This window comes from Frankia canadensis, from assembly GCF_900197875.1.
Classification (GTDB): domain Bacteria; phylum Actinomycetota; class Actinomycetes; order Frankiales; family Frankiaceae; genus Frankia; species Frankia canadensis.
Genome location: NZ_FZMO01000103.1, coordinates 1 through 12,970, shown reverse-complemented (window position 1 = coordinate 12,970; position 12,970 = coordinate 1). Strand labels below are relative to the sequence as shown.

8 protein-coding genes and 1 pseudogene are annotated in these 12,970 nt (G+C 75.9%); 5 read left to right on the top strand and 4 right to left on the bottom strand.

The window, feature by feature from the left end; all coding sequences use genetic code 11:
• Positions 1–753 (top strand): FAD-dependent oxidoreductase (locus C1A33_RS10600; RefSeq protein ID WP_133150636.1); only part of this gene is annotated, 753 nt, incomplete at its 5' end.
• A 133-nt stretch (positions 754–886) separates the two neighbouring features.
• Here the strand turns inward: C1A33_RS10600 and C1A33_RS34780 are convergent.
• Positions 887–1,030 carry a GPGG-motif small membrane protein gene (locus C1A33_RS34780; RefSeq protein WP_165818325.1) on the bottom strand — a complete coding sequence of 48 codons (144 nt, stop codon included), beginning with the start codon at positions 1,028–1,030 and terminating at the stop codon, positions 887–889.
• Between the two features lie 49 nt (positions 1,031–1,079).
• On the bottom strand, positions 1,080–2,861 hold the full coding sequence (locus C1A33_RS10595) for a glycerol-3-phosphate dehydrogenase/oxidase (RefSeq protein WP_101831343.1): 1,782 nt from the start codon (positions 2,859–2,861) through the stop codon (positions 1,080–1,082).
• Between the two features lie 274 nt (positions 2,862–3,135).
• Between C1A33_RS10595 and C1A33_RS10590 the strand changes: the two genes are divergently transcribed.
• From C1A33_RS10590 to C1A33_RS37700, 3 genes and pseudogenes are all read left to right on the top strand, one after another.
• A complete protein-coding gene (locus C1A33_RS10590) occupies positions 3,136–4,314 on the top strand; it encodes an acyl-CoA dehydrogenase family protein (protein WP_101831345.1) in 1,179 nt (392 codons plus the stop codon).
• Positions 4,315–4,480: 166 nt separating this feature from the next.
• Positions 4,481–5,590, top strand: a complete 1,110-nt coding sequence (locus tag C1A33_RS10585; RefSeq protein ID WP_101831344.1) for an acyl-CoA dehydrogenase family protein — start codon at positions 4,481–4,483, stop codon at positions 5,588–5,590.
• 157 nt (positions 5,591–5,747) lie between these two features.
• Positions 5,748–6,977 (top strand): annotated as a pseudogene (locus tag C1A33_RS37700) (sensor histidine kinase); the annotation flags it as partial.
• A 1,744-nt stretch (positions 6,978–8,721) separates the two neighbouring features.
• Here C1A33_RS37700 and C1A33_RS10580 read toward each other — a convergent pair.
• Together C1A33_RS10580 and C1A33_RS10575 are read right to left on the bottom strand one after the other, a co-directional pair.
• Complete coding sequence (locus tag C1A33_RS10580) at positions 8,722–10,389, bottom strand: glycerol-3-phosphate dehydrogenase/oxidase (protein WP_101831342.1); 1,668 nt, start codon at positions 10,387–10,389, stop codon at positions 8,722–8,724.
• A complete protein-coding gene (locus tag C1A33_RS10575) occupies positions 10,386–11,030 on the bottom strand; it encodes a TetR/AcrR family transcriptional regulator (protein WP_101831341.1) in 645 nt (214 codons plus the stop codon). Before C1A33_RS10575 ends, C1A33_RS10580 begins: the two co-directional genes overlap by 4 nt.
• 174 nt (positions 11,031–11,204) lie before the next feature.
• Between C1A33_RS10575 and C1A33_RS10570 the strand changes: the two genes are divergently transcribed.
• A complete protein-coding gene (locus tag C1A33_RS10570) occupies positions 11,205–12,866 on the top strand; it encodes an FAD-binding oxidoreductase (RefSeq protein ID WP_101831340.1) in 1,662 nt (553 codons plus the stop codon).
• Positions 12,867–12,970: the final 104 nt, after the last annotated feature.

The window sequence follows — 12,970 nt, the reverse complement described above, 5'->3', positions numbered from 1 at the left end:
AACAGCGACGGGCGTGGGCCGTCAGATCCGGGTGAAGGCCTCCGCGTCGCGGCGGGACCGGTGGGGCCGGGGGAGGCCGCGGGCGAGGAGACGGCGGGCGGCACGCCGCCGGGGGACGTCCTGGTGGCCGACGAGATCCTGGTGGCGGTCGGGCGGACCCCGGCGACCCGGGACCTGGGCGTCGAGGCGGTCGGGCTGCGGCCGGACACGTTCATCGAGGTGGATGACGAGCTGCGGGCGACGGCCGTCGACGGCGGCTGGCTGTACGCCGTCGGCGACGTGTGCGGCCGGGCGCTGCTCACCCACATGGGCAAATACCAGGCGCGCGTCGTCGCCGACGTGATCACCGGGCGCCGTGACGCGGCCGGCCAGCCCGCCCGCGACCGCGCGGACGGCCTCGCGATCCCCCGGGTGACGTTCAGCGACCCGCAGGTCAGCGCGGTCGGGCTGACCGAGCGGGCGGCCCGGGAGGCGGGCGTGGACGTGCGGGCGGTCAGCGTGCCGACCAGCGGGGTGGCCGGTGCGTCGGTCCGCGGGGAGGCGACCGCGGGGACGTCGAAGCTGGTGGTCGACGAGGCCCGTCGGGTCGTCGTCGGGGCGACCTTCACCGGCCCCGACACCCAGGAGATGGTGCACGCGGCGACGATCGCGATCGTCGGCGAGGTGCCGCTGGAGCGGCTGTGGCACGCGGTCCCGTCGTTCCCGACGGTCAGCGAGGTCTGGCTGCGCCTGCTGGAGGAATACGGCCTGTGACGGCCCTTCGGCGGCGGGTGTCAGCAGGGCCCGGGCCGTGCCGTGGGAACGGCACGGCCCGGGCGCTGTCACCGCGCAGCCGCCATCAGGCGTCAGGCGTCAGGCGTCAGGCGTCAGATGTCGGATGTCGGCGTCAACTGAAGACGGACACGCCGCCCGGGCCCACGAGCAGGCCGACGATGATGAGCAGGATGCCGTAGAGCAGGGCGCCGCGCACGATCGTGACGATCCCCGCGATGACGAGGATCACCGCGATCAACCAGAGAATGAATTCCATGTCAACGGGATTCCGCCGCTAGCCCCAGTAAAACAGTCGGCATCCCAGTTCAGCCCGCGGCGGGCGCCGGCGTCCGCGTCTCCGCGTGGCCCAGCCGGCGCACGTCGGGGGCGCCGAGGCGGGCCGCGTCCGCCGTGGCGTCGTCGGCCTCACGCTGCGAGGCGCGCTCCGCCTCCACCCGGGCCAGGTAGTGCTCGACCTCCCGGTCGCGCACGTTGCTGTCCCAGCCGAGCGTGGGGGCGATCAGGTCGGCGACGGCACGGGCCGCGTCGACACCGCGGTCGGGCGTCTCGATCGAGATGCGGGTCCGCCGCGTCAGCACGTCCTCCAGGTGCAGGGCACCCTCGTGGGTGACCGCGTAGACGACCTCGGCCGCGAGGTACGTGGGCGCGCCGGTCAGCGGGCGGGCCAGCTCCGCCCGGGACGCGGCCAGCTCCAGCACCTCCTCGGCGAGCGTGCCGTACCGGTGCAGCAGATGCTCGATCCAGCCGACGTGCAGCCCGAAGCGCCGGGCGAGGGTCTCCCGGGCGTTCCACAGGGCGGGGTAGCCGTCCGCGCCAAGCAGTGGGATCTTCTCCGTGCACGACGCCGGCACCGCCCGGTTCATCCCGGCCACCGCCGCGTCCACCGCGTCCGCGGCCATCACCCGGTAGGTCGTGTACTTCCCGCCGGCGACCATCGTCAGCCCCGGCGCGGGGGAGACGACGGCGTGCTCGCGGGACAGCGCCGAGGTGTCCTCGGACTCGCCGGCCAGCAGCGGGCGCAGCCCCGCGTAGACGCCGGTGATGTCGGCGGTGGTCAGCGGCGTGCGCAGCACCCTGTTGACGGTGGTGAGCAGATAGTCGATGTCGGCGCTGCTGGCGGCGGGGTGGGCGAGGTCGAGGTTCCAGTCGGTGTCGGTGGTGCCGATGATCCAGTGGCCGCCCCACGGGATGACGAACAGCACGCTGCGCTCGGTGCGCAGGATCAGCCCGGTCTCGCCGTGGACGCGGTCGCGGGGGACGACGATGTGCACGCCCTTCGACGCCCGGACCGACAGCTTCCCCCGCCCGCCGACCATGGCCTGGATCTCGTCCGTCCACACCCCGGCACAGTTGATCGTCTGCTCGGCGCGCAGCGCGATCTCGCCGCCTGACTCCAGGTCGAGTACCCGGACGCCGGCGACCCGCTCGCCCTCCCGCAGCAGTCCGACGACCCGGGCGCTGGTGGCCAGCGCCGCGCCGTAGCGCACCGCGGTGCGGGCGACGAACAGGGTGTGACGGGCGTCGTCGACCTGGCCGTCCCAGTACTGGATGGCGCCGACGAGGGCGTCGGAGCGCAGCGACGGGAAGATCCGCAGCGCGGCCCTGCGGGTCAGGTGCCGGTGGTGCGGCATCGTGCCGTCGCCGCCGGGACCGATGCGGGCCAGCCCCTGGCCGAGGGTGTCGTAGAGCAGCACCCCGCTGCCGATGTAGGCGCGCTCCCAGCCGTGGCGGGTCAGCGGCAGCAGGAACGGGACGGTGTGCACGAGGTGCGGGGCGAGCGTGTCGAGCATCAGCGAGCGCTCCCGCAGCGCCTCGCGGACCAGCGGGGCGTTGAGCTGCTCGAGGTAGCGCAGGCCGCCGTGGATGAGCTTGCTGGACCGGCTGGACGTGCCGGCGGCGAGGTCGCGGGCCTCGACGAGGGCCACCGACAGGCCGCGGGTGGCGGCGTCGAGCGCCACCCCGGCGCCGGTCACGCCGCCGCCGATCACGGCGACGTCCATCACCTCGGTGCGCATCCGGCGCAGCGCGTCGGCGCGGCGGGCGGGATCGAGGCTCGCGGTTGGCGCGGCGGGCCTGGTCGGCGTCATGGCGATCCTCCTGCTCCATCGGTCGACTTCTCCTGCGGGGCGACGTGTCCATCGTGCCGGCTGACGGTGACGGGCGCCTGTGCGTGGGTGAACGGCAGGCGTCGGATGGCGGACGCCACGGCGCCGGGGTGCCCGCCGACCGGCCGTGCCTGGCAGGTCGTTGTCGGTAAGCACACAGCCGGGTTGTGGGAGTACTACGGTCTGACTGGCCGCGTCCTCCCGCCGGAGGAGACGACGTCCACAGATGAGATTGACGACAGATGGGGTGGACCGCGTGGACCTGACCTACCCCCCGGAGGCGGAGGAGTTCCGCGCGGAGCTTCGGGCCTGGCTCGCCGCGTCCGTCCCCGCGGCCTGGACGGCGCCTGGCTTCTGGGGCTCGCTCGACGAGGACGCGGCGTTCGACCTGCGACGCGACTGGGAGCGGGGCAAGGCGCTCGCCGGCTTCGGCGGGATCGACTGGCCGGTCGAGTACGGCGGGCGCGGCGGCACCCCGGCGATGGCCGCGATCGCCGACGAGGAGCTGGTCCGGGCCCGCGCCCCGCGCTCGGTGAACACGCTGGGCCTCACCTTTCTCGCCCCGACGGTGATGGCCGTGGGCACCTCGGCGCAGAAGACCGAGATCATCGGCCCGATGCTGCGCAACGAGGTCATCTGGTGCCAGGGCTTCTCCGAGCCCGATGCGGGCTCCGACCTCGCTGCGCTGCGCACCCACGGCGAGCGCGACGGTGACGTGTTCGTCGTCAACGGCCAGAAGGTGTGGACGACGTTCGCCGGCCGCGGCGACCGGATCTTCACCCTGGTCCGCACCGAGCCGGGGTCGAGCCGGCATCGCGGGCTGTCCCTGCTGCTCGTCGACATGCGCGCGCCCGGCGTCGAAGTGCGCCCGATCCGCCAGCTCAGCGGGGTCAGCGAGTTCGGCGAGGTGTTCTTCACCGACGTCCGGGTGCCCGCGTCGGCCTGCGTGGGCGGTCTGGGCAACGGCTGGGCGACGGCGATGCTGCTGCTCTCGTTCGAGCGCGGCGGGTCGGCTCTGGGCCAGTACACCGCCTTCCGGCGCGCCTACGACCAGATCGTCGACGTCGCCCGGGCGCTGGGCCGCGACGGCGACCCGGTGCTGCGCGACCGGCTCGCCGCGCGCCTGGTGGAGCTGGAGTGCCTGCGCTACCACGCCCTGCACGTGCTCACCGAGGTCGAGCGGGGCGGCGACCTCGGCGCCGCCTCGTCGGTCACCAAGCTCCAGTGGTCCCAGGCCTACCAGGGGCTGTTCGAGACGTTCGACGAGGTGCTTGGCGCCGATGTCGCGCTGACCCGGCCGCTCGCCGATCTCGACCTCACCGACCTGCGGCGGGAGAGCTTCTGGACCCGGTCGGTGACGATCTGGGGTGGATCGTCGCAGGTACAGCGCTCGATCGTGGCCGAGCGCGTGCTCGGCCTGCCCCGCGGCTCGTGAGCGCCGTGCATCCGTCGGCATCGCCCGCGACGCTCGGGCGCCTGCCGCCTTTGACGGCGCCTTCGCCGTCTTCGCCGTCTTCGCCGTCTTCGCCGTCTTCGCCGTCTTCGCCGTCTTCGCTGTCCTCGTCGCCTTTGCCGTCCTCGCTGTCAGGAGGCCGCCGCCCGTGTTCTTCGCCCTGACCGACGAGCAGCGCGCGCTCGCCGCGTCCGTCCGTGAGCTGCTCGCCGACCGCTTCGACCTCAGCGCCGTGCGGGCGGTCTTCACCGACCCGGCCGCCGACGGCCATCCACCCGACCTGTGGAAGGCCATCGGCGAGCAGGGGTGGCTCTCGGTGTGCGTGCCGGTCGAGCACGGCGGGCTGGGCCTCGGCCTGCTCGACGCCCAGGTCGTCGCCCGCGAGTTCGGTGCCGGGGTGGTGCCGGGGCCGTGGGCGGCGACGGTGCTCGCCGGCGAGGCCGTGCGGCGCTGCGGCGGCCCGGAGCAGGCAGCGACGGTCCTCGGCCCGCTCGGCGCCGGCGACCTCGTCGCCACGGTCGCCCTGCGGGGCCCGGGCGGCGGCTTCGGGACGGACGGCGTCGCCGTGCGCGCCGACGAGGCGGGCCACCTGCACGGCGTCGCGTCCGGCGTCGAATACGCCGCCATCGCCCGGCTACTCGTCGTCGCCGCCGAGGGCGGCGCGGGAATCGGGCTGTACCTGGTGGATGGCGGGGCGCCGGGTGTCGTGGTCGAGCCGCGGGCAGGGTTCGACGGCACCACCCGGCTCGCGGCGCTGACGTTCACCGGCGCGCCGGCCACCCGCCTGCCGGGCTCGGACGCGGCGGCGTTCGCCGACCTGCTGCGCCGCGGCGCGGTGCTCGCCGCCGCGGACCTCGTCGGCGTCGCCCGCGTCGCACTCGGGCGCACCGTCGCCTACGACCGTGAGCGCATCCAGTTCGGCCGGCCGGTCGGTGCCTTCCAGGCGCTCGCCCACCATCTCGCCGACCTGCACGTCGCCGTCACCATGGCCGAGCATGCCGTGCTGTACGCGGCGCACGCGATCGACACCGACGCCCCGGACGCCGACCTCGCCACCGCCGTGGCGAAGAGCAAGGCGAACCAGGCCGCCGGCGACGCCACCGCCGCGATGATCCAATACCACGGCGGAACCGGCTACACCTGGGAACACGACACTCATTTCTTCTACAAACGCGCCAAACGCCTGATCGGTGCTTTCGGCGACACCCGCGAGCACCATGCCAGGGTGGCCCACCTGACCGTCGGTCCGGTGCGCTGACCGGGTATCGCGCGGCGGCTCGCGGCCGCCGCGCGAAGGCCGTCCGGGGGGATTTCGCAAATGTCATTCGGCCGCCGGCCGGGAACGAGGCGACCGGGCTCGGATCGCCCGCACCGGCCGCCGTGGCCGTCAGCCTGATCCTCCACACTTATGCGATATGAACGGACGCTCCGTGCAGGCGTTGTCAGCGGTGATGATTCGGTGCTCCGCCCAGCTGCGGGCCACGCAGATGGTGTTTCTGCTGCTGTTCCTGGCGGTCTGGAACGGGTGGTACCGCGCGCATCCGCTCGCGCTGGTCGGCCCGGCGGTGCTGCTGGCCTGGTGCGTGGCGTTCGTCGTGCTGCTGCGCCGGCGGCCGAGCCGCTGGCTCGCCGTCGCCGACGTCGTCGTGGCGGTGCTCGCCGCGCTGGTCGCCACCTGGATCACGCCTGACGCGGCGCGCGGTGACCCGTCGTCGTTCGTCTTCGTCGCGGCGCTCACCGCCACGGTGGGGGCGGCGTTCGGGCTGCCCCGCCCGGCGTTCGCCACCGCCGTCGCGGCGCTCGTCGCCAGCCAGTTCGCCACCGCGTCGGGCCATCGGCCACAGGTGTTCGCCGCGTCCGCGCTCGTGCTGGTCGTCGCCGGGCTGGTGCATCAGGCCGTCCGGCGGCTGCACCGGGTCGCCGTCCGGGCCGACCTGCACCACCGGGAGGTCGCCGCCCGCCGGCGCCGGCTGGTCGTCGCCGAGGGGCGCGAGCGGGACACCCGGGAGCAGGAGCGCCTGCTGCACGACACGATCCTCAACACGCTCACCGGTCTCGGGATGAGCGAGGACCAGCCCGTCGACGACCTGCGCCGCCAGTGCGCCGAGAGCGTCCGGGCCGTCGAGGACCATCTGGCCGGCCGGCCGGAGCCAGGCCCTTCCGTGACCGAGCGGATCGCCCGGGCGGTGGCCGGGGCGCGGGCTGACGGCCTGCGGGTCACCCTGGTGGGCTCGCCCGGGTCCTACCTGGCCCACCAGGCCCCGCCGGCCGGGGCGCGGGGGCCGGCGCCGCCCTCGGACGCCATCCAGCGCTCGGACGCCACGCCGCCCGTCGAGACGGCCGTTGATCCGGCTGCGGCCTGGGTGCCCGATGACGTGGGGGCCGCCGTCGCCGCCGCGCTCGGCGAGGCCCTGCGCAACGTGCGCCTCCACGCCGGGACCGTGGACGCCCGGGTCGTGCTCGACCTGGGGCCCGGCCATCTGCGGGTGAGCGTCATCGACCGGGGGCGCGGCTTCCCGCCGGCCGGCCTGCCCGCCGACGGCGCTCGGCTGGGACTACGTAACTCGGTGACCGCCCGGATGCGGTCGGTGGGCGGTTCCGCCGACATCTGGTCCGAGCCCGGCCGCGGCACCCGGGTCATGCTGCGCTGGGACCCGCCGCCGCCCGCCACCGCCGACGCCTCGGCCGCCGCGCGGCTCGAGGAGTCGCTGACCGCGGCCGCCCGCCGCTCGTTCGCGGTGGCGATGGTCGTGGGCTGGCTCGCGGCGCTCACCCCGGTCGTGCTGCATCGGGACACGTCCCGCTCGCTGCTCGCGGGCGTGGGGATCTGGGCGGCCACCGCCGTCGTCGTCGGCGTGACGGCGCGGGTGGCCGCCCGCAGGACGCTCACCGGCGCCGAGTCCTTCCTCGTCGTGCTGCTCGCGGTCGCCTCGGCGGTGGCCGGCGGTGCCAACACCGCCGAACACGCCGGCGTGCTGGTCGTGAGCTGGGGGACCACGATGGTCAACCCGCTGCTGGTGGCGATGGCCGGCCTGTCCCGGCCCCGCCGTGAGCGCTACGCCGCCACCGCCGTCTCGGCGCTCGCGATGGCCGCCATCGTCTACGCGCTCGGCGGCTGGTACGAGGACCTGGTGATGTCCCGGCTGGTGGCCGCCGTGCACGGGCTGGTGCTCCTCCAGCTGCTGGTCACCATGTTCGGCCCGGTGCTGCGGGCCAGCGCGCAGGAACGGGCGCGCGCCGACGATCTCGACGCCGAGCTGCGCAACGGGCGCGTGCTGGACCGCACCCTGCGCCGCGACCGGCAGCGACGCCTCGCCGAACTGGACGCCCGCTTCCTGCCGCTGCTGCGCGACATCTCGGCCGGCCGGCTGGATCCGGCCGACTCGCTGGTCCGCGCCCGCTGCACGGCCCGGGCCCGGGCGCTGCGGCGTGACCTCACCGGCGCCGGGCCCGCGGCGCTGCGGGGCCTCGCCGGCCCGATCGAGGAGGTCGAGGCCCGCGGCATCGCCGTCACCGTGCAGACCGCCGGCGAGTTCAGCTCCGTGCCCGACGCGGTGGCGCGGGAGTTCCTCGCGCGGGTCTCGGCGGTGCTCTCCGCCGTCCGCCGCGGCCCGGTGGTGCTCACCGGCTACCTCACCGACAGTCACGCGGACATCTACCTCACCTATCCTTCCCGGCCCGCGCCGAAGCCCGACCGTGCCGCGCCCGAGGCCGGGGGCCGCGGGCAGGGCCCCGCCCGACCGGCGTCCGGCGCCGAGGGCGCCCTGCCGGACCCCGAATCCCTGCCACCGGGCGTCGACCTGCCCGCGCCGAGCGTCGAGCCGTCCTCCTCGCCCCCCGCCACGACTCCGACTCCCGCCGCGGCGGGCGCGGGTGCGATGCCCGCGGCTCGATCCGTTCCGGTGCGCGCGGGACGGGGCGGTGGCGAGCGACGGGGCGGCGGGCGCTCGCCACGCCGCGCGATGACCCTCGCCGACTTCGGCCGGACCGGTGAGTTCGGGCCGGCCGGGTCGGGCCTTGTCCGCGCGGGCGGGAGCATCGCGGACGGCGTCGTCTGCGTGGAGCTGCACTGGTCCGCCGCGGAGGACGGCAGCGTGCCCGCGGGGACCGCCGGCCGGACCGGTCCCGCCGGCGCCACCGCCTCGGCCGGCGCCACCGCCTCGGCCGGTGCCCTGAGTTCGGCCAAGGCTGTCAGCTTGGCGGAGGCTGTGAGCTTGGCGGAGGTTGTGAGCTCGGTGGAGGCCGTGGGCGTGGGGACGCCCGCCCCGCGCGGCGGCGCCGCGGGCGACGGGGACCCGCCCGGGGCCGGGCGGCGGCCGGTCGTCCCGGGCGGGGACGCCTTCGCGGCGATGACCGGCCTGCGCGACCTCGACCTGGGCGGCGACCAGGTCAGAGGGACGCGGCGTGGTCGAACAGGCGGGTGGCCGCGGCGAGCGCAGCGCGGCGCTCCGCCGGGACCAGGCCGATCCGCGAACGGCGGTCCAGCAGATCCGCCGGATCCAACGCCCCCTCGTGGCATACCGCGAACAACCACTCCGCCCCCGTGACCGGCACCCCCGCGGCGACCGGGGCGAGCAGGCCCGGCTCGCCGTCGGCGAGTGCCAGCACCCGGGGCGCCTCCGTCCCGTACCGCTCGACCAGCCGGCGCGCGGCCGCGATCGCGGCGAGCCGGGCGCGCGGCGCCGCGCCGACGAGGCCGAGGTGCCGGGTGCGGCAGGGCCCGGCGGGCAGGCCGGCGGCCGCGACGGCGGCGTCCACCGCGTCGGCGGCCATCCGACGGTAGGTGGTGAGCTTGCCGCCCACCACGGTGACCAGGCCGTCGTCCCCGGTGTGGACGAGATGGCGGCGGGACAGGTCGGCGGTGTGCCGGCCGGATCGTGCCGCGCCGGCCGACCCCGCCCGCCCTCCGCCGCCCAGGTGCTCGCCGTCCGCATGGTGCTCGTCGTCGAGCAGTGGGCGCAGTCCGGCGAACGTGCCGACCACGTCGGCGCGGTCCAGCGGTGCGGCCAGCACCGTCGAGACGATCTCGATGAGCTGGGTGATCTCGGCCTCGTCCGGCTCGGGAACATCGGTGATCCGGTCGACGGGAACGTCCGTGAGCCCGACGTAGACCCGGCCGTCACCCTGCGGGAGCACGAGTGCGAACCGGCCCCGCTCGCCCGGGATCGGCACGGACAGCGCGCCGCGCCCCCCGGCGAAGGCCTCGGAACGCACCACCAGATGCGTCCCGCGGCTCGGCCGCAGCCGGATGCCGGGCGCGAGCGCCGGCGCCCACACCCCGGTCGCGTTGATCACGGCGCGGGCCCGGATCTCCACGTCGCCGCCGCCGAGGACGTCCCGCGCGGCCACCACGAAGCCGCCCTGACGTGACCACGACCGGCCCGGGCCGACCGCGGAACCGGCCGGCTCGATGCCCGTCACCCGCAGCCGGGTGAGGATCCGCGCGCCGAAGCCGGCGGCGGTGCGGGCGAGCGCGACGACGAGGCGGGCGTCGTCGACGAGCTGGCCGTCCCAGTAGACCAGGCCGCCGCGCAGGCCCGTCTCGCCCAGCGCGGGAGCGAGCCCGAGCGTCTCCACGGCCGTCAGCCGCCGCGGCGCCGGCAGCACGGCGCGCGGGGTGCCGGCGGCCCGGCGCAGCACGTCGCCGACCTGCAGGCCGGCCCGCACCACCGCGGCGGACGGCGGTGACACCGCCGGGGTCAGCGGCGTCACGATCGGCAGCGCCCGGACGAGATGCGGGGCGGTGGACCGCATGAGGATGTCGCGCTCGACCGCGCTCTCCCAGGCCACCGCGACGTCACCGTGGGCGAGGTAACGCAGCCCCCCGTGCACGAGCTTGGAACTCCATCGGCTGGTGCCGAACGCGAGGTCCCGTGCCTCGGCCAGCGCCACGGTCAACCCCCGCGACGCCGCGTCCAGGGCCACGCCGACGCCCGTCACCCCGCCGCCGACCACGAGCAGGTCGACCCGCTCACCGTCCGCCAGCGCGGCGAGCTCCCGCGCCCGCCGACGGGCGTCGAGGGACGTGGACGCCGCGAACGGCCCGGGCCCGGTCATGCCCGCCCGCCCGCGGGGGCGAGGTAGGCGCGAAGAAGGTGGCGCAGCTCGGCCGTCCTGGTCCGCTCCGGGACCGCGCCGCCGAGAGCGTCCGCGGACAGCACGAACGACTGCACCACCAGCAGGATCATGACGGCCAGTGCCTGCGGGTCGGCCGCGCGCACGACGCCGTGGGCGGCGGCGGCGCCGAGCTGGTCGGTCAGCAGATCGACGACCATCTGCTGGGTCGCGCCGCGCCGCTCGGTCAGATAGGGGAGAAGCATCTCCGGATCCGTCTCGATGATGCGCAGGTAGACCGGGTTCGTCCGGAAAGCGTCGACGGTCGCGACGATGTGGCCGACGAGGCTGTCGAGATCGCCGCGGCCGGCATCGTGCGCGGCGCGGTCCGCCGCGCCGCGCACGATGCCGCTCCACTCCCGGGTCATCACGTCGCCGACGAGGGAGCGCAGGTCAGGCCAGCGACGGTAGAGGGTCATCCGGCTCATCCCGGCGCGGCGCGCCACCTCGGTCAGGGTGGTGCGCCGCACCCCGACCGCCAGCAGGGACGCCTTGGCCGCGTCCAGCACGGTCGACTCGCCCGCCCAGCCGGCGACGACCTCACCCGCCGGCTCCGCGTGACGGTGGTCGATGTCGAGTTCCATGCGACCGCCCTCCTGCGCCCGATACCCGGCTCCCGCCCGACGCCGTCCCCGGCAGCGCGCCGGCCGCGGGTGTGCCATCGTGGGACGAGCTCTTGTGACAGTGTTACGCCTACTGTCACACTGTCTCAGGTCGGAGTCTATCGAGCCGTATCGAGCCGGCGGGCCGAGGTGACCATGACGAGTACCGACGAAGCACGCGGAACCACCTCGACGGAGCCGGTCTGGTGGGGCTGGGGTCCGGCGGTCGCCCACGATCCGCTGCCCGAGAGCGTCCGCCTGCTGCTGGCCCGCCTCGGCATCCCCTCCCGGCCGACCCCGCCCGTCGGGCTCGCCGAGGTCCGCCTGCCCCCGGCGCGGCTACCGGCCGCCGCGCGTGACGCCCTGGCCGCGATCGTCGGCGACCGGCACGTGCGCGGCGACGACGAGTCCCGGGTGCGCCACTGCCGCGGCCGCTCCACCACCGACCTGCTGCGCCTGCGCGCCGGCGACGCCTCCGCCGCCCCCGACGCGGTCGTCCTGCCCGCCGACCATGACGAGGTGCTCGCCGTGCTGCGGCTGGCGACCCGGGAACGGGTGGTCGTCGTGCCGTTCGGCGGGGGGACATCCGTCGTCGGCGGCCTCGCGCCCACCGGCCAGCCCGGGCGCCCGGTCATCGCCCTCGACCTGGCCCGCCTCGACGGCCTCGGCCGGGTGGACCGCGAGTCGGGGACGGCCGAGCTCGGTGCCGGGCTGCGCGGGCCGCGCGCCGAGGCGCTGCTCGCCGAGCACGGGCTGACCCTGGGCCACGTGCCGCAGTCCTGGGAGTACGCGAGCATCGGCGGCTTCGCCGCCACCCGGTCCAGTGGTCAGGCGTCCGGCGGCTACGGGCGGTTCGACGACCTTGTCGTCGGGCTGCGGGTGGCCACGCCCGCGGGCAGCTGGGATCTCGGCCGGGCACCCGCCTCGGCGGCCGGTCCCGACCTGCGGCAGCTGATGCTCGGCTCGGAGGGCGCGTTCGGCGTGATCACCCAGGTGGTGTGCCGGGTGCGGCCGCTGCCCGCGCGGCGCCTCCACGAGGGCTGGTCGGTGCCCGACTTCGTCACCGGCACCCGGCTGCTGCGCACCCTCGCCGCCCGCGACCTGCGCCCGACCGTGTGCCGCCTGTCCGACGAGACGGAGACCATCGCGGGCCTCGCCCGCCCCCCGAGGCGGCGCCCGGCCGCCCGCGACCGCGCCGCGCAGGACGACGGGCCCGGCGGTGACGCGACCACGGGCGGCTGCCATCTGATCACCGGGTACGAGGGGCCCGGCCCGGCGGTCGCGCGGCGGGCCAACGAGGTCGCCGAGGTCCTGCTGGCCGGCGGCGCCCGCCGCCTCGACGCCGACGCCGGCGCCGACTGGGAACAGGGCCGCTTCCGCGCGCCCTACCTGCGCGACTCCCTGCTCGACCTGGGCATCTTCGCCGAGACGCTGGAGACGGCCGGCTTCTGGTCGGCGCTGCCGGCGCTCTACGCGGGGGTCCGCGGGGCGCTGGTCGACACGCTCGGCGCCGCCGGCCTGTCCCCGGTGGTGATGTGCCACATCTCCCATCTGTACGAGACGGGCGCGTCGCTCTACTTCACCGTCGTGTGCGGCCAGGGCGCCGATCCGATCGGTAGCTGGCGGGCGGCGAAGGTGGCGGCCGGCGACGCGATCGTCGCCGCGGGCGGCACGATCACCCACCACCACGCCGTCGGCACCGAGCACCGTCCCTGGCTCGGCGCCGAGGTCGGCCCGCTCGGCGAGGACGTGCTGCGCGCGGTCAAGCGCACCCTGGACCCCGCCGGCATCCTCAACCCCGGCATCCTCGTCGCCTGACCTCGTCGCCTGACCTCGTCGCCTGGCCTCCCGGCGGGTACACCACCACCGTGACTCCTCCACCGGCTGAGGCCGGCGGCTTCTCAGGACGACGTTGCCGCGGT